The sequence below is a fragment of the Beggiatoa alba B18LD genome (genome assembly GCF_000245015.1).
Classification (GTDB): domain Bacteria; phylum Pseudomonadota; class Gammaproteobacteria; order Beggiatoales; family Beggiatoaceae; genus Beggiatoa; species Beggiatoa alba.
Map to the genome: position 1 here is coordinate 1,301,366 of NZ_JH600070.1, position 20,917 is coordinate 1,322,282.

Sequence of the window (20,917 nt, forward strand, 5' to 3'; positions counted from 1 at the left end):
TTCCCAGAACTCAGGTAGCTTAATCCAAAGTTTCCCGATATTTCAACATACCAATCACAATAACAACAATCGTAAAAATCAGAATAGGGATTAAATGCGAGAGGCTTTCAGTAAAATTATTACCTTTTAATAATATCCCACGAACTAAACGTAAAAAGTGCGTCAGCGGTAAACACTCACCGATAACTTGCGCCCAGTTCGGCATTCCACGAAAAGGAAACATAAAACCAGAAAGTAAGATAGAGGGGAGAAAGAAGAAAAACGCCATTTGCATGGCTTGGAGTTGATTACGGGCAATGGTCGAGTAAGTAATTCCAACCGCTAAATTTGCCGCAATAAAAACAAGGCTAATTAAGAGCAATAAGCCAATACTGCCCAACATAGGCACATGAAACAATAAGCGGGCAGCAACAAGAATTAAACCCACTTGAATATAACCAATAAGAATATAAGGCACAATTTTTCCCATCATCACTTCTAACGGACGCACGGGCATTGCCAGCAAATTTTCCATTGTCCCACGCTCCCGCTCTCGCGTAATCGCTAACGCGGTAATCATCACCATCGTCATGGTTAAAACCACGCCCATTAATCCCGGCACGATATTGTATTGAGTAATCCCTTCAGGGTTATATAAACGGTGCATTCGTAGTTCTACCGCTGGGGCTTGGCTATGTAAATAGTCCAATGCGCCGTTTAAATCACGGTCTAAACCTGTTTGTACAATTGCTGTAAGGGCAGAAAGCGCGTTACTGGTCGCAGCGGGGTCAGTCGCATCCGCTTGTAATAACAAAACAGGACGTGTTCCACGCACGAGGTCACGGGAAAAATTGGGCGGAATAATAATCGCAAATTGAATATCGCCCCGTTGCAATAAATTAGTTAACTCGTTTTCAGTGGCGGGCGTGCTGACAATTTGAAAATAACCGCTGTAACGAATAGCGTTTAGTAATGTTCTGGCGTGTGGGCTGTGGTCAGCTTGTAAAACGGCAGTGGGTAAGCGTTTTGGGTCAGAATTGATAGCAAAACCGAATAAAGTGAGTTGTATTAAAGGAATGCCGATAATCATGCCAAAGGTTAAACGGTCACGTCGCATTTGAATGAATTCTTTAACCACAATTGCCCACCAACGATGCAGGGTAAAACGGGTTTTCATAAGCTGGTATCCTGCGCACTTTGCATAAGACTAATAAAAACATCTTCCAAATTCGGCTGGGTCAGTGTCCATTGATAACGCGGGTCTTGTTGATAAGGTTGCAAACTCTCATTTAAGGCTTGAGCATTGCGCCCACTGATATGTAATTGATTGCCAAACGCAACAGCTTGTTCAATCGCGGGGAGTTGTTTTAATTGTGCTTGTAATTGCCAAAGCGCGGAACCGCTGACTATCCACGTGTTCAAACCTGAGCCTGTTATCACTTCCTGCACTGTGCCATCGGCAAGTAAATTACCATAAGCAATATACGCAAGACGATGACAACGTTCCGCTTCATCCATATAGTGCGTACTAACTAATGTCGTCATACCATTAGCGGCGAGCTGATGAATTTGTTCCCAAAAATCACGGCGGGCGGCGGGGTCAACGCCTGCAGTGGGTTCGTCGAGTAATAATAGTTGTGGTTCATGCAGAAGACACGCCGCCAACGCAAGGCGTTGTTTCCAACCACCTGATAAAACGCCCGCGAGTTGGCTGGCACGAGTGCTTAAGCCTAATTGTTCTAAACTGGCTGAAACACGTTGTCGACGGTTATTGAGATGGTAAAGACGGGCGATAAAATCGAGATTTTCTCGAATAGTTAAATCTTCATATAAACTAAATTTTTGCGTCATATAACCGACTTTTTGCTTAATTTGGTTAGAATCTCGCAAAATGTCGTAATTAAGGCAAACCCCTTGCCCCGTGTCGGGTGTGAGTAACCCACACAACATGCGCATTGTCGTGGTTTTTCCGCTGCCATTAGGACCTAGAAAACCATAAATTTCACCGCGTTTGATACGCAGGGCTAAATTATTGACAACACAACGTGTACCAAATGTTTTACTGAGTTGCGAGACATCAATCACAAACTCGTTTGTCGCATCTGTGGGGCGTAGATTAATGAGGGCTGGCATGAGTGTTGAACTATTGCTTATTGAGTTGTTGTTTTTTCCAATCATCCGTTAAGCAACCTGCAAATCCCCAATTTTCTTCTGCAATTTCTTGAATAACGATATGGGTATGTTCTGGTTTTTTACCTAAGATACGCACCAGTGAATCAGTGATTTCTTGAACGAGTTGTTGTTTTTGTTCGCGGGTAATACCTTGAATAACTTGTATATTAATGTATGGCATAAAAGTACCTTTAAGTTTCGTAAAGACTACTGAATTATATGACAAGTATTATTTCTCAATAAAAAATGATTTGGTAGTGCTCAGGATTTAAAAGCGTCATTCGCATTAATTTTTTGTTTTAACCTAAGTTCTGCGAATTTTATTTTATAAAACTCGCAGAATTGGAGTTATATTAACAAGCTATAGCTTGTATTTTATAAATACAGGCTATAATATGTATTAAATAATTCTTTTAAAAATTTAAGGTTAACCGCTCGTTATGGAATTTTCTATTAAAATTTTGAATCAATTACGTCCCATCTTGCGTAGCTTTCGTAAAGCGCAAAAACTAACACAAACAGATATTGCGAAGCGGTTGGGCATTACTCAACAAAGCTATGCGCAATTAGAAGCAAACCCTGCTACCGCGAGTTTAGAAAGACTCTTTAAAGTGTTGGCTATATTAGAAGTCGATATTATTTTGAGAGAAAGAGTAGTAGATGTTACAAAGGTTATTCCTGATATGAAAAACCTTGCGTCTCTGAGTCAGGCAAATTTAGATGCTACAAAGGTTATTCCTGATATTTTTGATATAAAAAAAGAATTATCATATGCGTTTGATAGTTTAAAGAAAAAGCGGTGATACATGGGGAAAAGTTTACAAACACTGAATGTTTTGACAAATGGTGTTCTTGTTGGAAAATGGGAATACACGCAAAATAAAGATAGCTTTGTTTACGACAATAATTGGGTTAAACATGGCTATCCCTTGTCTCTCTCTTTACCTTTCACCGCAGATAATCAACGTTATCAAGGAGAAGTTGTTACTAACTTCTTTGATAATCTATTACCTGACAGCGATGTAATTCGCCGTCGTCTAGCTGTTCGTCACCGTGCAACAGACACTTCGCCATTTCAACTCCTAGCGACTATTGGACGTGATTGCGTTGGCGCAATCCAACTATTACCGCCTGATAAAATACCGACCGATTTACAAACCATTCAAGGAAAACTGCTAGATAATTCTGAAATTTCACAATTATTGAAAAATATCACCGTAAAAAATAGTTTTAACGAATTTGAAGAAGATTTACGTATTTCAATTGCAGGTGCACAGGAAAAAACAGCATTACTTTTTCATAATCAACAATGGTTATTACCACAAGGAAGTACACCCAGCACACATATTTTTAAATTACCGATAGGGTTGGTTGGTAATACACAAGCGGATATGCAAACCTCTGTAGAAAATGAGTGGTTATGCTCAAAAATTGTTCAGGCTTACGGAATAGACATTGCACAGTGTGAAATCGCACAATTTGAAGAACAAAAAGTGTTGATTGTAGAACGCTTTGATAGAAAGCTTGCGAGTAATCAACAATGGATTTTACGCCTTCCTCAAGAGGATTTTTGCCAAGCGTTAGGCGTATCATCACTGCATAAATATCAAGCAGAAGGCGGAGCAGGGATTGCGGATATTATGCGAATTTTAAATAGTTCTGAGCAAGCAACAGAAGACCGTAAAACTTTTTTTAAATCACAACTCATTTTTTGGTTATTAGCCGCTTGCGATGGACATGCGAAGAATTTTAGTATTTTTCATTTACCTAACGGTAATTATAGGCTAACGCCATTATATGATGTTTTATCTTTTCATCCCATTGCTGTAACAGGCAAAAATAAAATACCTTTTCAAAAATTAAAGTTAGCAATAGCGGTGCGGGGAAAAAGTGGGAATCACTATTTAGTCAGCAAAATTCAACGACGACACTGGCTTGAACAGGCTAATCAAGTGGGACTTGGTGAGAAAACGGCTGAAATAATCCTTGAAGAATTACACAATTCAACAGAGCAGGTATTAACAAGTGTTGAAAAATGCTTACCCCCTAATTTTCCACTAAACCTTGCAGAAACGATTTTCAACGGGATTCGCAAACAAGGTGCGTTGCTCTTCCATTAACGCACCTTACCCTTAACCCTTCCTTACCTACCCCACCTTAATCTGCAACATCTCCTCCCCATCCTCACCACTTAAATGCACTGCACAAGCAATACAGGGGTCAAAGCTGTGAATCGTGCGTAAGATTTCTATGGGTTGTTTTGGATTTTGGAGTTTTTGCCCTTGCAAAGCAGCTTCATATGCACCTGTTTGTCCTTGCGCATCACGTGGGCCTGCGTTCCATGTAGTCGGGACAACAGCTTGATAATTAGCAATTTTACCGTTTTCTATCACTATCCAATGCGCTAATGCGCCGCGTGGGGCTTCCATATAGCCAACGCCTTGGGCTTGTTTTGCCCATGTGTTGGGATGCCATTGGGTATCATTAAAGGTTTTCGTGTCGCCTTGGCGGATATTGTTTAATAAGTTGTCGTACCATATTTGCATTTGGTCGGCGACGATTTTACTTTCTAAACTACGCGTGGCAGTGCGTCCGAGTGTGGAATAAAGCGCGCTTATCGGTAAATCTAATTGACGTAAGCTACTATCAACCAATTCTTTAGTTTGGGCGTGTCCTGTGGCGTAGAGCATTAAAACACGGGCTAAAGGCCCAACTTCTACCGCTTTTCCGCGCCAGCGGGGGGATTTTAGCCATGAGTAGCTTTTTTCGACATCCAGTTGTTTATAAGGCGGGGTTGGGCCATCGTAGTGTAGTTTGGTTTCTCCGTGATAGGGGTGTAAGCCTTTGTCTTTTCCACTTTGATAGTCGTACCATGCGTGACTGACAAACTCTTGAATCTGTTCAGGGTCATTTAAATCGACGGGGTGTATTTCTTGTAAATTGCGGTTGAGAATTACGCCCGCAGGAATGAGATTGTTAGCTGGATTTTGTAGCCCATTTTGTGGGAAATCGCCGTAAGTCATGAAGTTGCCTAAGCCTTCGCCTTGTTGTGCCCAATCTTTATAAAAGCTGGCGATGGCAAGCGTATCGGGTAAATAGACTTGTTCGACAAAAAGCCGCATTTGTTGAATGATGTCATTCACTTGGGCTAAGCGTTTGGCGTTTAAGGCAGAATCAGAATTGAGGTCGATAGCACAGGGAACACCGCCGACGACAAAATTGGGATGGGGATTTTTTCCGCCGAAAATTGCATGAAGTTTGGCAACATCGCGTTGCCATGCAAGGGCTTCTAAGTAGTGTGAAACCGCCATTAAATTGGCTTCAGATGGAAGTTTGTAGGCAGGATGTCCCCAGTAGCCATTGGCAAAAATTCCTAATTGTCCGCCTTCAACAAAGCCTTTGAGCTTTTTCTGCATGTCGCTGAAGTAGCCTGCTGAGGATTTCGGGTAGTGGCTGATAGATTGGGCAAGGTCGGCAGTAGCTTTGGGGTCGGCTTGTAGGGCTGAGACGACATCGACCCAGTCTAGGGCGTGTAAATGATAGAAGTGCATGACGTGGTCATGTATGTATTGCGCCCCTATCATGAGGTTACGGATTAATTGGGCGTTGGCAGGAATGGGGTAATTTAAGGCGTTTTCTACGGCGCGAATTGATGCCATGCCATGCACGAGGGTGCAAACACCGCAAATCCGTTGCGCAAATGCCCACGCATCACGCGGGTCGCGCCCTTGTAAAATAATTTCTATGCCACGCACAGAAGTCCCTGACGAGTAAGCGGATTGAATCACTTGATTGTCATCAACTTGGGCTTCTATGCGTAAATGTCCCTCGATGCGCGTAATGGGGTCAACAACAAGGCGTTCGTTCATGCGGATTCTCCTGCGCTTTCGTCTAAATGCTCGGCTATCATTTCGGTTAAACCGACAATCGGCATGTTCATTTCGTACTCTTCCATGCCTTCTTCCATCACCGTGCGACAGTTAGCGCAGGCGGTGACGAGTTTGTCGACGTGGGCATTTTTTAATTGGGTGACTTTGCGATTAAAGACTTTGGTGCGTAATTCTGCTGCGTCTTCTATCGCGCCAACCCCGCCACCACCGCCACAACACCAGTTCATTTTTCCCGAGTCTTCCATTTCGACGAAGTCTTTAACAACTAAGTGCATGAGTCGACGCGGTTGTTCTATCACACCGCCACGGCGCACGAGTTGACAGGGGTCGTGGAAAGTCATTCGTTCTGTTTCCATGCCTGTCAGTTTTAATTTGCCTTGTGCGTAGAGGTCGTCGAGCACTTCGAGGATGTGACGGACACGAAAATGGAACGGTCTGCCCATTAAATTCGCGCCTTCCCAACGAATGGCGGTATAGGCATGACCACATTCGGGGCTGATAACGGTTTGTACTTGTAATTGTTCCGCAGCGTGAACAATACGGCTTACCAGTTGTTTTGCAATGTCAGATGAGCCAATTTGAATCCCGCTGTTAGTCGCTTCATAGGCTTCGGTGGCGAGTGTCCACGTTTTGCCCGCATGTTTCATAATTTTGGCAATCGCTTCTAAGTATTCGGGGAAGTTGATAATTTCCATCGAAGAAAGCAATACCATGTATTCCGCACCGAGTTGGTCGAAGGGAATCGTTAAGCCTGTGGCTTTTTCGATATGTTTGACTTGGGCTTGTAACGCGGGGAGTTTTAAGCCCATGGGGCTACCTATCGTTACGGCTCGTTGTGAAGCCCCAATTAAGCCCTCGGGCGCGTGACCTGCGGCAACCATCCCCTCTCGAGTTTTGCGCACCATTGAGACAATATCGTTGCCAACAGGACAGACCAGCGAGCACCGTCCGCAAAGGGTGCAACTGTTATAAACCAGTTCTTGCCAATCGGCTAATTCGGCATCGGTGAGTTTTTTGGTAATGCCGAGCGTGACTTTTAAGCGTCCTAATAAGGTATATTCTTGCTCCCAAACTTTGCGCAAGGGTTCAACTTTATGAATAGGCGTATATTTTGGGTCTTGGGTCTCTGTGTAAAATAAACAGGCTTCTGCACACATGCCACAATGGACGCAACTTTGTAAATAAGCGGCTGTCGCTGCATCAATTTGATTTTTTAAGGCGTTATAACCACGTTCAAAAGTAGCCGTGCTCATGCTTCAACTCCTTTACGGGCTGCATCCGCACCGTTATAAAAGCGGGCAATAAATAGGCTAAAAGCGTGCATTAATTTAGTAAATGGGAATAAAATCATTAACAATTGCACGCTGAGCAAGTGTAAAGCGAGTATTAATTGATAAGAGAAAAAGAGATGATGGTAAGCCAAATATCCTGTTAAAACAGGTAGAAACGTTACTAGCCATACAATATAGTCCATGCGAGTAGAGAGAAAACGCAAGACTTTATCTTGTAAACGATGAATTAAGACACCCAGTAATGCGAGCAAGGTTAAAACTGTTATAAAATCAATGATTGGTGAGGGCAAGCCCGCCCATGAAAACCCCAGAATTTCCGCAAAAAAAGCAATGTGCGGAATAAAAAGCAACAAAATAAAAAAGATGCCTAAATGAAAAACATAGCCTAATAAAATCGTGAGTTTCGAGCGGGCAAAAGTGCCTTGATACACCCAAGAACGAGAAACAATTGTGCGTAATCCGCCTTCTACGGGATTGCCTCGCGCCTCCGCATAATTCGGCTTGCGTCCCAATAATAAAATTTCGAGCAACCGTAGCACGATGCCCACACAGAAAATAAAAAAGGCAATTTGAAAGCCCGTACCACGCGCCCATAATAATAATGCGCCTTCGTCCATTATTTCCCCCCCCTTTCATTTTTACCGTCTTCGCGGGTTAAATCGTGAATCGTGACGACTTCCCGTTGTGTATCGGCTTGTGATTTTTTATTAAGATTTAATACGGTTGCCGCCATGCCTGCGCCAATCCCGATAATACTGGCGTAAGCGACTGTACTGCTTAAACAGGCAGTAGGTACAGAAAGGGCTTTGTAAAAACTGCCTGCATCCCAAAAATTCGGCTCAGAACAACCTAAACAGCCGTGACCGCTTTCAATGGGGAAGCTCACGCCATCATTCCATTTTAAAGTGGCGCAGGCGTTGTAAGTCGTTGGCCCTTTACAGCCCAATTTGTATAAACACCAGCCTTGTTTAGCCCCTTCATCATCAAACGTATCGGCAAACAAGCCTTTATCGTAAAACGGACGACGATAGCAACGGTCATGAATGGTTTGCCCGAAAAAGGCTTTCGGACGTTTTAAAGCGTCTAAGGCGGGTAAAGTGCCAAAAGTGACGAGATGGGCAATAACGCCTGTGATAACGACGGGAATCGGCGGACAGCCTGAGACGTTGATAATGGGCTTATCGGTAATGACTTTATCGACTGCTACCGCGCCTGTTGGATTTGGATTGGCTTGCGGAATACCGCCAAAAGCGGCACAACTGCCGACAGCAATAATGGCTTTTGCATCCTTTGCGACATGTTTCAAAATATCGAGATTGCTTTCGCCTGCAATGGTGGAATAGCCCATGTTACCCAGTGGCACAGAGCCGTCGACGACTAACAAGTATTCGCCTTTGTGTGCCGTCATTGCGTCGATACGGGCTTGTTCGGCGGCATCGCCTGAGGCGGCTTGTAAGGTGTGGTGATAATCGAGTGAGATATAATCAAATATCAGGCTTTCGATGTTGGGTGAATGTGCACGGGTCAGTGACTCACTACAGCCTGTACATTCTTGAAAGGAAAGCCAGATAACGGAAGGACGTTGTGCTTTTTCTAACGCCCGCGCAATTTGCGGAATTAGGCTGGATGATAATCCCATCATGCCCGCCGCGACGGTACAGAATTGTAAAAAACCGCGTCGACTCATGCCTTGAGCGCGGAGAGAGTCACCAATCGTTAATTTACTGTCCATTTTCTCCCCCTTGGTTTAACGAGTTAGTGTTATAGATAATTATTATTTAATAATATACTAATGAAAAAAAATATAGCTTTTGTTTAATTTATTGTCCACGAAAGGCACGAAATACACGAAAGATGTAAAACAAAAAATCTATTAGGTTTTGTGGATGTAATAGGTGTTTGTTTTTTTAGAAAATTTGCTGGAATTCAAGTTGTGGATGTGGGCGGTAGTTCCATGAAAAAATTTTGCATTCGCTGATTGTTTTCAGTGGTGTTTAACGCAACAGCAATATTGGGTAGGCTTTGATTTAAAAATTCAATACAGCGTGGTTCTAGTGTGTGAAAAGAACCTAATTCTATTACGCCTTTTAAGTGGTTTTCATACAAAATTGGAAAAACTAATAGCACACGCGGGGTTGTGTTGCCTAGTCCTGAGCGAATCAGCATGTAATCTTCAGGAATATCCGTGATAATAATCGGACGACCTTCTAATGCGGCTTGTCCAATAATGCCCTCACCTAATAGAAATTCATTCGCAATCGTTTTGCGCTGGTGATAAGCCGAACTTGCTAAGAGTTTTAGTGTGGTCACTTCTCGTGGAATAAGTCCGTAAAATGTACCCACTTGCATATCTAAATAACGGGTTAAGAAGGTAATTACTTTTTTTGCAAGCAAGTATTTATCTTGCTCTCCGCTCATCTGCTCATTTAATTGCGCTTGTCCTGTTTTTAACCAATCTTGTAATAAGTTTTTTTCGTTGGCTTGTCGTAACATGGTGGTCATGTTAGAGAGGGCAAGTCCTAACTGGTCATTGTTAGAAAGTAGTTCTATTTGACAATGATAGTCACCAACAGAAATGGCATTGGTTTGTTGAATGACACGGTATAAGCCTATTTGTAAACGTCGCACGGTGTCTAATAAATCACCAATTTCATCGTGTCCATGATAGGGATAATCTTGCTTTTGGTTTAATTGTCCACTGGCTAGGTGTTGTAAATAACGGCAGAGATGTTGTAAGGGTTTTGTGATGTAATACGATAAGAGGAGGATTAACAGTAATGCAAGTCCTAGCAGTAACACACCGCCGAAGACAAAGCTCCATTGTGTTAAGCCTTGTTCTGTTGCAATCGCAAGACGGCGAGGAATATCAACAATGACTAGCCATGTGTTTTTACTCACGCCTAAACGAATAGGTACACCATAGCCGATGTAATCTATTTGATTGATTTGGCGTTGATGAAAAAAGGGTTTGGCTTTGGTTATACCTGTTAAGATTTGTTCATCGTAAGAAATAGCATTTACTGATTGTCCTACATGGGATTTATCGTAGCTAATGACGACAGTGCTATCATCGGCATAAACTTCAAACAAGGCATCAGATAGATTCGCAACACGAATATTGTTTAAATACGATAGGCTATCGGTTTGAACATCAACACCAACCAAGCCGATTAATTTTTTTTGGGGGTTGAGTAAAGGGACAAGGAAAGAGATAACACGAATATCTTGTTTTGTTTGTGTAGAAATAAGATGGGGGCTAAGAATTTGCTCTTGTTCTGAACTTTGTATTAATTGATAACTTTCTTGTAGCTTATTGCCAACCGTTTCCATAACGCCTGCGCCTGTTGCGTTGCGTGTCCAATAAGCTTTAAAATATCCATTGTTATCAACAAATTCAGCGGATGACTCTTTAAACGGGTTGTTTGTTAAGGCAACATAAATCGCAAAAACCGTTTGGTTTTTTTCAATATAGCCTTTTAAATGCGTGTCCAAAATAGGACGATAGTTTGTAATGTTGGAAGTGCGAAGCGTGCTTTCTAATAAGGTTGCAAGTGTACGCACTTCACTAAAAGGCATTTCTAATTCTGCCTTAACAAAACTTGCATATTGATGAGTAATTGCTTCTGTATATCGTTGGGCGCGTTGATTAGTAAGGCTATTATTTTCTTGAGCTATCAAGAATAAAAGACTAAACACGCCCAGTGCTACAAAACTTAGAATGGGTAACGCAAGTTTAGTGGCAATTTTCATCGGATAAAACGCGATTTGTAGGGGTAAAGCTTGTTCTACAAGAGAACTTGCATATTTAAGTTGAACGTAGCATAGCAAATAAGCGTCTTTAAGAAATAGACCTTAGTTTGTTTCATCATGACATGGCAACGCGCTACATCCACAAAACCAGTCGTGTTGTATGCAACAGAAACTTGTTAATCGCGTTTATCTGAAATAAAGCTACAGATAAGGACTCATCCCTATTCTTTCTTACCCCATGAGCGCACACTTCCTACATCAACGTGTACAAAGTTTGAACCCGCATAGTATCCAACTCCACCACGTTGCATGAGCACGGCTGTTTGGTAAATTTGGTCAATATTTTTGTCAGGCAGACGAATATCAGCCGCTTTACCTTCCATATGTAAACTGTTTTTAGCAACCCCTGAGTTTTTGCGACGTCCTCTTAACATCGCGTTTGTTTCGGGGGAGCGGTAGCCAGAGATTAATTGTAGTGGCTCTGGTGTTGAAAGTGCTTGTTGTAAGTCATAAAACAAGTCTAACAAGTTTAAATCGATGGCGTGTACATCGTCGGTTCGATGGTCACGAAAAAGTTGGTTGATTTTGTTTAAGGCAGATTTAACGTAAGCCCCATTTGACCAATATATAATTTCTAAGTCTTCATTGGTGTTCAGGTTAGCAAAAGAGAGCTTTTTCTCTTTTACAACAAGGGGTTGTGTCTTATCCCAAATGGCGTTAAACGATTCTATATCTGAGGGTTTATGTTTGTCTTGGCTCGCTAATACCAATTGTGGCAATGTTAGCAGTCCTGTGCTAGCGAGTAGTGTGTTGTATAGAAATTGACGGCGCGTCGTTTTTTTACTAAACGTCATGTATATATTTCCTCTTTATCGCTAAAAACTGGCACGCAAAGTACCGCTACGATTGTTTTTAACATCGTATGAATCGCAATTATTTCATTTTTGACTAAACGTCAAAATTTGACGCGGACTAACGCCAAAATAATCGCCCAAGTTAAGAAGTGCATCACAAAGATTGTGATTTTCTACTGCTGATGATGAGAGGTAAGCGGTAAAATCGCTCACCTCACACCCTATCAATCAACTGCGTTCCTTGCTGTTTAGCTTGTCCATCCTAATACAAGTTCTTTCATTTGTACAATGACAATCATTTTACTTTCTTGCAACGACTTGTAATTTCGTTAAAGCTTGTAGCGAACGTTCATCGTGTTGATAGATGTCATCCCGAAATTGCATTGTTCCCTCATCATCAATCCATGCTGTCCAATAGAGTAAGTACACGGGTAAGGGTTGGTCTAAATTGACAATGCGATGTTTACCTGATTGGATGGCTTTTTGAATACTGTCTTTATTCCACTTATCGCTGTTTCCTAACACATAGCTTGCTAAGTTCAGCGGTTGTTCTACGCGGATACAGCCAGAACTTAATGCACGGTCGTTGAGACCAAATAGGCTACGTTTTGGGGTGTCATGCAGGTAAATTGAAAATTTATTCGGGAACATAAATTTGATTTTCCCTAATGCGTTACCATCCCCAGGGTTTTGACGTAATTGGTACGGGAAGTTTGAAGAGCTGACTTGTGACCAATTAATTGCTTGTCCGTTTAATTCAGTCCCATTGGCAAAAACCCGCATATTTTGCCGTGATAAGTAAGACGCATCTTTGCGGAGTTTTGGTAAAATATCTTTGACAGCAATGCTATAAGGAACGCCCCAGTGTGGATTTAAGACGAGATAAGTCATTTTTTCCGTAAAAATAGGGGTGTTACGGTCAGTTCTTCCAACCATGACTTTCATGTCATAAATCCGCTTTCCATGTTCATAAACATCTAAGCGATAAGCGGGAATATTGACAAGGATATATTGCTCGCCAAAATCTCTTGGTACCCAACGCCAACGTTCCATATTGAGCTTAATTTGTTCAATTCGTTCAGCAAGCGAGATATTCAGCATTTTACGGCTGCTATCTCCTAAGACACCATCATCAGCAAGACCATGACGTATTTGGAACGATTTCATTGCATTGACTAATTTATTATCATAAAGCTCTTCATCTGTACGCTTTGATTCATCAGTCAATTCCCCACTAAAACGGAGGCGTTCCCGTAATAACTTAATTTGTGGGCTACGCTCATTGGGTTGGATTTTTTTTCCTAACGGTAAAGTAACCCAATCCCCTGCTGTTTTTAGATAATCGTTATAAACCTTTAATGCTGTGCGTAAGCGTGCATATTCCAAATGGGGCGGGGGCAAACTGGCTAAAAAAGCATCCATCGGCTGTGCGCTGGATAATGCATTTTCTAAAGCACTAACACCATCCCATGGGATTTCTGGAGCGATATACCACTCTTTATTTACCGTTTTCGGATTAATACGACCATCATGGACATGTGAACCGTACAATAAAAAGGCATCGGTATATAACATCTCTAATTCTGCAAGGGCTTCAAGCGTATTAGGATATTGTGTTGTCAGTCTTTGCAATAATGATACCGAATAGACTTCTGGGTTTAAGCCTTCTAATTCTGCTTGCGCAAGTGTATTGAGTAATGCTTTACCTTGTGCTGTCAATGTATGCTCATTTGTCCAAACGGGATTATAAGCACGATGGCTATAGAGTTGTTTTTGTTGCTCTACGCTTTGTAGGGTTTTATTAGCTGTCTTTAAAATGACAGTGGGTTGTGCTAATTGTTGCGCCAATTGTTTTGCAAAAGGGGTTTCTGGCGGGGCAAGTACCACTTCAGGAACAGCAGGTTCTGTCGGTGGTGTTGATTCCACAACAGGCGATAGAGGGTCTATGGGGGCAAGTGTAGGGGAAGGGGTTAAGGCAGGGTTTGCTTCAGCAGACTCCAATGCGTAACTCATTGGTGTTGCCAGTCCTATCCCAATTGATAAGCTAAGATAGCCCATCATGCGTCGTAAGATATGAGAACGATAAGCAATTTTCATAATAATAACCTGATTCTTAAAAAGGCGAAAAGCGTGAGCATATGAACAACACCGCGAGAAAGTTTCCGCCAATCCATAAGGAATAAATGGTGAGTTCGGATGTCGTCGCCCTCTTGGCAATAAGTCTTATCAAAAGACGTGCCGTGCTAGCTATATTAATAGTAGCGATTAATAGAAAATTTTACAAATTAAATAGATAGACTAAAAAGGACAAGTAGAATCTGAAGTATGACTACTTGTCCTAAAATAATGGCTGATAGTTTAAATGTGGTGAAAAATAGCGAGAATTTAAACCCTCACTTTATAAATCATTGCGACATTCAGGAATGGAGAGCGTTTGCCCATCAAAGGTAATTTGACAACTATATGTGCCATTATCCATTAGGGGTAAATTAGCCGTTGTCACTTTATTTGCGGTTGCACTGGGCGGCGTTGTAGGAATGACTTGGCTTTGTGGGAGTAAGGTACGATTGCGGAAATAACCATATAAACGGTCTAACCCATTATAAAAATAGTAAACTAAAGGAACTTGGCTATTGAGTTCATACTGTTCATTTAACGCATCAAAATGATTTGCATTAGTCACTTCAATGTAAGACAAATGACTTTGAGAGCCTTCAATTTGTTGATTTAAGCCATAGTAGGAGCGAGAGCTAAAATTGACATGCGCAAGCGCATCATCTTGACCGTGAATAATAATTGCAGGTTTGCCTCGTAAATTACCCGTTAAAATTGCTTCACTTAAACCTTCTTGCACACGTCGAGCATTATTTTGTTCTGTACTGGTTAAAGCACTGCCTTCAGTTGCAACAATACCAGTTGTGCCCGTGAATAAGCGACGTAAGCATAAAGCACCTTGCAAATACTCATCTAATAACCCATTGTTATTGATTGATTCCCGATAGGGAATACCACTGCCATTATTACCGTAGTTATTCACTAAATCCGTGCCACTGGTGGGCGGAAAGCCACTGCTGGATAAGTAATCATCCGTCAAATCATAAGCATATTTAGCCCGCACGGTGCTTGTATCAGGATTTGTCCCTGCATAACTATAGCCACATAGATTTTCTGTGACGCTAAAACGTCCATAAGCGTTTGCATATAAAACGCTTAAACCTGCATACACGGAGCTATCCCAATATATATCGGACATCGCTGCTGTTGTGCTTAAAATGCCATAATCTTTTAAACGTTGCCGTGCTTCTTCCGCTTGTGCGTTGATGGTTGTGCTGGTTAATAACCCTTGTGCATATAATGCACTACAACGTCCCCGCGAGCCTGCAATCTCTGACACGCTTGAGTTAACACTCGCACAAGGTTGGTAAATATTCTGATAAGTCAGTGCATCAAATAAACTTCTGCCATGTACTGCATTAAAATAACTCGTTTTACCATATTTGATAGTGAACCCATTAGTATTGGCTAATTTTCTAGGGCTAATCGTAGGCGATAAAACCACTACCCCATCAATTAAGCCATTCGTATCCTGTTCTGCTGCTTGCAAAACCGCCTCACCACCTGTTGAGGTTGCTGCCGCAATGATTAACGTATTTTCCGCTGTTAAAACATTGCTTGATTGACTAGAACCATAATTCTCTTCAAAATTTAAAACATACAAAGCAAATTCAATGGCATCAAGCAAATTCGCGCCCCATTCGGCTTCGGGATTTTTCTTTGAATGCGCGGCTTTATAAGCAATACGATAAGGATATGTGGAACTAAATGCCGCTAAATCTAAGGCATCAGAACCCTGAGCGACAAAATTCGGCGTAGTTGTCACATCGCGAGCGGTTTCTGTGGCTAAACGGCGCACACCATCAATTAAAAAAACCGTGTTGGTGTTCAAATCATGTTCACCAACGCCCGCACCTTTATCGGTATAAACCACCGCACAATTATTTTTTAATCCCCATTCCCCTGCTAGCCCGACCGCACTATAAATGCCACGAAATTCAGGGCTTGCCGTTGCAACAATGCAAGGAGAACTCACATTAAAATTATTAGGAATTTGCAACATGACAGATACATTTTTACCTGTTGTATCATCCAAATAGCCAAGATATTCTTTACCCGCTACTAAACCATCTTCACTGGCTGGCATTGCAAATGCTGTTGTTGCCGTTGCGCCATATAATGTGCCGTATCCTGATGTTGTCCGCATATCATGGGTTGCTTGATATTGAGAAATCAGGGTTGCTTTACGAATTTCTGACGAAGTGGGATTAATGGGGTCTGTCCCTGTCGTAGGGGGGTTACGTAGTCCCCCAACACCGACCCCAGCCGTTAATAAATCATCACTTAATCCATCATATTGTGAAGTAATTAAGGTTTGTTTTTCGGTATCTGGTGTTGTTGACCCTCCTGAGTCGCTACCACCGCCACCACCTAAACTCGCCACTCCTGCGGCGGCAGCGAGTCCTAAAATAATACCTAAGGTTGCATTACCATCTACACAACCACCCAATAAGGTGAGAGATAACAATAAAGCAGAGGGTTTTAAAAACGAAAAATTACGTATGCGCATCTCGAAGGGTCTTCATCAAGTGAAACAAGATTACTGGTTGAGCGAAAATCTATGAGAATAAAGTGAATTGATTTTTATTGGATATAACAGCTAATCGCTTGGTGTACCAATAAAAAACCCGCCATTCAGCGGGCATATAAGTGATATGCATCTTAACATTATTCTTGATAGGTTTCAGGATTATCGCTATCACTTAATTTGCAAAAATGCTAGCACTGTTTAGCTATATGGTGCAGATTGGAAAATGCTTTCTCTCGTTAAAATACTTTCAATACATTGTGCAGGTACAGGTGGACTGAACAAATAACCCTGTGCCATTTCGCATTTGTGGAAATGTAAAAATGCTAATTGTTCTACTTCTTCCACACCTTCTGCAATAATCGATAAGTTTAAGCTGTGCGCCATCGCAATAATGGCTGTTGTAATCGCTGCATCGTCTTTGTCGATACAAATGTCTTTAATAAAAGAACGGTCTATCTTTAATGTGTTGACAGGAAAACGTTTTAAATAATTCAGTGCTGAGTAACCCGTTCCAAAATCATCAATGGCGATTTGTACGCCCATTTCCTGCAATTCTTTTAAAACTTTATAACAATTATGCGCACTTTCATCGCCAATAAATAAACTTTCAGTCACTTCTAATTCCAATAAAGTCGGCGGAAAATGGGTATATTCTAAAATCTCTTGAATTTTGCTTAATAAACTGGATTGCTGAAATTGACGGCTAGAAATATTTACTGCAATCCGTACAGGCGGTAACCCCCTATCTAGCCAATCTTTGCCTTGTTGGCAAGCCGTGTGTAGTACCCATTCACCAATAGGAACAATAAGCCCCATCTCTTCTGCGAGCGGAATAAAACGGTCAGGCGGAACCATGCCCCCAAGCTCCGTATTTTCCCAGCGTAATAAGGCTTCTAAACCCGCAACCCGTTTACCCACTAACTCAATTTGTGGTTGATAATATAAACGTAATTCGTCCCGCTCTAACACTTTACGTAATTGATTTTCAAAAACGAGGCGTTTGACAGCGGCATCATTCATTTCTACTTTAAAGAATTGATAATTATTTTTACCCTGAGCTTTTGCGCGTGAGCGTGCAACATTCGCATTGCGCAATAAATTCTGTGTATCCTCGCCATCACTGGGATAAATACTAATTCCCACACTGGCAGTGATTACAACCTCATGTTGCTTTTCTAATGTAATCGGCTGGCGAATGGTTTCTAATAATTCTTGGGCGACGTGGCTGGCTTCTTTAATCGGATTTTGTGTTGTTTGTAAAATTAATAAGAACTCATCGCCCGCCATTCGTGCGGTAATTGTCCCTTTAGGCGCGTGTAAACTGCGTAAACGATAAGCAACTTCGCGCAAAAGTTGGTCGCCAAAATTATGCCCTAATGATTCATTAATGATTTGTATGCCGTCTAAATCCAATGACATCAGGGCAAAAGTAGAATGGCTATGGCTTGCATTTTCAATCGTTTGACGTAAATGTTCTAAAACAAGATTTCGGTTGGGCAAGCCTGTCAAAACGTCATAATTGGCTAAATAGACTAACTGTTCTTCTGTTTCTACTAAACGGCGATAACGATTTAAACGGGTAATTGTTCGCACACGCGCCCGTAATTCAGCACGGTCAAACGGTTTACTCATAAAGTCATCAGCCCCTACTTCAATACCGCGCAATCGTGATTCTCTATCGTCTAATGCGGTAATCATCACAATGGGCAACTCTGCTAGTTTAGGATTCGTGCGTAAGTGCAGACACACTTCAAAGCCATCCATACCAGGCATCATGACATCTAATAACATCAAATCAGGGACAACCTCTTCTGCTTTTCGCAATGCTTCTTCACCGCTTTCCGCAAAAATAAGGTTGTATCCTTCTGATTCTAAAAGCACTTCAACGGTATAACGTGAAACGATTTCATCATCAACAATGAGTACTGTGCTTTTATCCGCCATAATTGAGTCGCTAAGATTCGTAAATTGAAGTGGCGTAAATTTGTTACCGAGTAACAATTAACTTTTGTATCCGTGCTTGTAAATCCGCACGATTAAACGGCTTACAAATCACGTCATTTGCTCCAACATCTAAGCAACGCTGTTTAGCGGTTGGGTCGTCCCATGCTGTAATCATAATCACGGGTATTTGTGCCAATTTGGCATTTGCGCGTAAACGACGACAGACTTCAAAACCATTCATACCAGGCATCATGACATCTAAAATCATTAATACGGGATGAATAGACTCAGCTTTGTCTAATCCCTGCGCGCCGTCTTCTGCAAAGAAAAGCTGATATTCGTCTGACTCCAACAACGCTTCTAAGCTAGAACGCGATACAATTTCATCATCCACAATGAGAAGTGGTATTTTCTCTTGAGTTTGCATAAGACTAGTTTCCGTAGAAGGTAATTCGACCTTTATAAAAATGTATCTGTCACGTAAAACCGAACCAAACTCGTAAGAATAACAAGTGAGTTGATTTGATATTCTATCAATTAATTAGCACTGTTAGGAAAGATATAATAACGGCTTTTTAAAAAACGAGTGTCTTTTTGTGCATTACAAATGTCGCAGTACATGTTGTTTAAACGTCTTCCTTTCATCATTCATGACAATACTATTTATTACAACATGATTACAGTAAACCGTTTTATAACATGTGTTGATTTGTCCAAGCGTGATATTTTAACCATTGCCAATTATTCTCGCAAAGCAATAATTTATTTGAAAAAACAATAAAATAAATAGTTATGCTTAACGTAATTCATGCCTAAACTATGCCAATATTTAAGAAAAAGTGTGTAACTTTTTAGAGGGTATATTAAGTGGATACCCTGTGTAACAGTTTTTAAGTTAAGGTGAAATCATAGACATTGCTGTTGTCCGAATTACATCGGCTAACGTTTCTACAACGGTTTTAACTTGCTGTAAATCCTCGCCTTCCACCATCACACGGATTAAAGGTTCTGTCCCTGATGGACGGAGTAAAACCCGCCCTTGTTGTGCAAGACTTTGTTCTGCTACTTGTAAGGCTTTTTGAATCACAGGCAATTGCAGGAGTTTTGCGCCTTCTTTCACAGGGACATTAATCATTTGTTGCGGGAGTTTGTGCATTCCTTGCTTTAATTCATGCACGCTTAAACCTGTTTGTCGACTGATTTCTAAAACTTGTAACGCCGTGATAATCCCATCGCCTGTCGTGGTGCGGTCTAAACAAATCACATGCCCTGATGATTCTCCGCCTAAATATCCGCCAACTTGTTGTAACAGTTCTAAAACATAACGGTCGCCAACTGCCGCACGGTGAAAATCGATTCCTCGATTTTTTAAGGCTTTTTCTAAGCCAAAATTGCTCATTAAAGTACCAACTACCGCCCCTTGTAACTGTCCCGCTTGATGGCGAGCATTGGCAATAATAAAGAGTAATTCATCGCCGTCGACGATTTCGCCCTGATGGTCGACCATGATAACGCGGTCGCCATCCCCATCTAGGGCAATGCCTAAATCTGCATGGCGTTCTAAAACCATCTCACGTAATTTTTGCGGTTGGGTTGCGCCAACGCCTTCATTGATATTTAAACCATTGGGTTGTGCGCCTATCGTTGTAACTTGTGCACCGAGTTCTTCAAACACAGCGGGGGCGATGTTATAAGTAGCCCCATGAGCGCAATCGACAACTAATTTTAATCCTTTTAAATCCGTATCATATAAAATTGTACGTTTGCAGAATTCGATATAACGTCCCCGTGCATCGTTGACCCGTTCAGCTTTGCCAAATTTATCTGCGCTTGCCATTTGCATCGGTTGTTCTAACGCGGCTTCAATGGCTAATTCAACATCATCAGGTAATTTAGTCCCACGACTGGAAAAGAATTTTATGCCGTTGTCTTGGTAGGGATTATGCGAAGCACTGATAACAATGCCTGCTTGGGCGTGAAAAGTGCGGGTTAAATAGGCAATACCGGGGGTCGGCATAGGGCCCAGTAGCGCGACATCCATGCCCGCAGCGGATAAACCAGCTTCTAGCGCGGATTCAAACATATAACCAGAAATCCGTGTGTCTTTACCAATAATAACTTTATTACGCCCTTTGCCCTTGGCTAAGACTTGCCCTGCTGCCCATCCCAGTTTTAAAACAAATTCAGGGGTAATGGGATATTCTCCGACCATCCCTCGAATACCATCTGTGCCAAAGTATTTACGTTCTTGTTTTTTCATAGTTTTAGTAAACCTAGTGACAAATGCGGTGCTGATTATCACCGCATTTGCTTACTAAAAATAATTAGTGGCTTAATACGTGAGTAAAGCGTTTATAGTAAACGCACTATAAAACGATGCGAAGGACTGGC

16 protein-coding genes are annotated in these 20,917 nt (G+C 41.7%); 2 read left to right on the plus strand and 14 right to left on the minus strand.

Translation table 11 applies throughout. The features are described from left to right. Positions 1-19 precede the first annotated feature (19 nt). Genes BEGALDRAFT_RS05225 through BEGALDRAFT_RS05235 form a run of 3 tightly spaced genes read right to left on the minus strand, consistent with a single transcriptional unit; the run spans position 20 to position 2,332 of the window. Positions 20-1,156 (minus strand): ABC transporter permease, encoded by a 1,137-nt coding sequence (locus tag BEGALDRAFT_RS05225; protein WP_002684402.1) that lies wholly within the window; start codon positions 1,154-1,156, stop codon positions 20-22. After that, positions 1,153-2,112, minus strand: coding sequence for an ABC transporter ATP-binding protein (locus tag BEGALDRAFT_RS05230; RefSeq protein ID WP_002684404.1), 960 nt, complete (start codon positions 2,110-2,112; stop codon positions 1,153-1,155). The genes BEGALDRAFT_RS05225 and BEGALDRAFT_RS05230 overlap by 4 nt, the downstream gene beginning before the upstream one ends. A 10-nt stretch (positions 2,113-2,122) precedes the next feature. Next, a complete protein-coding gene (locus BEGALDRAFT_RS05235) occupies positions 2,123-2,332 on the minus strand; it encodes a tautomerase family protein (RefSeq protein WP_002684406.1) in 210 nt (69 codons plus the stop codon). 259 nt (positions 2,333-2,591) lie between these two features. On the opposite strand from BEGALDRAFT_RS05235, the gene BEGALDRAFT_RS17935 reads away from it, so the two are divergent. Both BEGALDRAFT_RS17935 and BEGALDRAFT_RS05245 read left to right on the plus strand, forming a co-directional pair. Beyond that, positions 2,592-2,954: a helix-turn-helix domain-containing protein gene (locus BEGALDRAFT_RS17935; protein WP_002684408.1), complete on the plus strand. Its 363-nt coding sequence runs from the start codon at positions 2,592-2,594 to the stop codon at positions 2,952-2,954. Between the two features lie 3 nt (positions 2,955-2,957). Then, positions 2,958-4,271, plus strand: coding sequence for a type II toxin-antitoxin system HipA family toxin (locus BEGALDRAFT_RS05245; protein ID WP_002684410.1), 1,314 nt, complete (start codon positions 2,958-2,960; stop codon positions 4,269-4,271). A gap of 27 nt (positions 4,272-4,298) precedes the next feature. Here the strand turns inward: BEGALDRAFT_RS05245 and BEGALDRAFT_RS05250 are convergent, their stop codons facing one another. The 11 genes from BEGALDRAFT_RS05250 to glmM all read right to left on the minus strand — a co-directional run bounded on the left by BEGALDRAFT_RS05250 (position 4,299) and on the right by glmM (position 20,786). Next, a complete protein-coding gene (locus BEGALDRAFT_RS05250; RefSeq protein WP_002684413.1) occupies positions 4,299-6,020 on the minus strand; it encodes a nickel-dependent hydrogenase large subunit in 1,722 nt (573 codons plus the stop codon). Continuing rightward, positions 6,017-7,294 carry a (Fe-S)-binding protein gene (locus tag BEGALDRAFT_RS05255; RefSeq protein ID WP_002684415.1) on the minus strand — a complete coding sequence of 426 codons (1,278 nt, stop codon included), beginning with the start codon at positions 7,292-7,294 and terminating at the stop codon, positions 6,017-6,019. The genes BEGALDRAFT_RS05250 and BEGALDRAFT_RS05255 overlap by 4 nt, the downstream gene beginning before the upstream one ends. Continuing rightward, the gene (locus BEGALDRAFT_RS05260; RefSeq protein WP_002684416.1) at positions 7,291-7,950 is read right to left on the minus strand and encodes a hypothetical protein; all 660 of its coding nucleotides are present in this window, start codon (positions 7,948-7,950) and stop codon (positions 7,291-7,293) included. Before BEGALDRAFT_RS05260 ends, BEGALDRAFT_RS05255 begins: the two co-directional genes overlap by 4 nt. Then, positions 7,950-9,065, minus strand: a complete 1,116-nt coding sequence (locus BEGALDRAFT_RS05265; RefSeq protein ID WP_002684417.1) for a hydrogenase small subunit — start codon at positions 9,063-9,065, stop codon at positions 7,950-7,952. Before BEGALDRAFT_RS05265 ends, BEGALDRAFT_RS05260 begins: the two co-directional genes overlap by 1 nt. A gap of 194 nt (positions 9,066-9,259) precedes the next feature. Continuing rightward, on the minus strand, positions 9,260-11,161 hold the full coding sequence (locus BEGALDRAFT_RS05270; protein ID WP_157237549.1) for a GAF domain-containing protein: 1,902 nt from the start codon (positions 11,159-11,161) through the stop codon (positions 9,260-9,262). Positions 11,162-11,304: 143 nt separating this feature from the next. Next, positions 11,305-11,937: a YcbK family protein gene (locus BEGALDRAFT_RS05275; RefSeq protein ID WP_002684419.1), complete on the minus strand. Its 633-nt coding sequence runs from the start codon at positions 11,935-11,937 to the stop codon at positions 11,305-11,307. Positions 11,938-12,237: 300 nt separating this feature from the next. Beyond that, positions 12,238-14,034: a L,D-transpeptidase family protein gene (locus tag BEGALDRAFT_RS05280; protein WP_002684420.1), complete on the minus strand. Its 1,797-nt coding sequence runs from the start codon at positions 14,032-14,034 to the stop codon at positions 12,238-12,240. A gap of 301 nt (positions 14,035-14,335) precedes the next feature. Continuing rightward, positions 14,336-16,561 carry a 3-hydroxybutyrate oligomer hydrolase family protein gene (locus BEGALDRAFT_RS05285; RefSeq protein WP_002684421.1) on the minus strand — a complete coding sequence of 742 codons (2,226 nt, stop codon included), beginning with the start codon at positions 16,559-16,561 and terminating at the stop codon, positions 14,336-14,338. Between the two features lie 219 nt (positions 16,562-16,780). Beyond that, positions 16,781-18,526 (minus strand): putative bifunctional diguanylate cyclase/phosphodiesterase, encoded by a 1,746-nt coding sequence (locus tag BEGALDRAFT_RS05290; protein WP_002684422.1) that lies wholly within the window; start codon positions 18,524-18,526, stop codon positions 16,781-16,783. A 43-nt stretch (positions 18,527-18,569) separates the two neighbouring features. Continuing rightward, entirely contained in the window at positions 18,570-18,953 is a 384-nt protein-coding gene (locus tag BEGALDRAFT_RS05295) for a response regulator (protein WP_002684423.1), read from the minus strand. A 468-nt stretch (positions 18,954-19,421) separates the two neighbouring features. Further along, positions 19,422-20,786 (minus strand): phosphoglucosamine mutase, encoded by a 1,365-nt coding sequence (glmM, locus tag BEGALDRAFT_RS05300; protein ID WP_002684424.1) that lies wholly within the window; start codon positions 20,784-20,786, stop codon positions 19,422-19,424. Positions 20,787-20,917 lie beyond the last annotated feature (131 nt).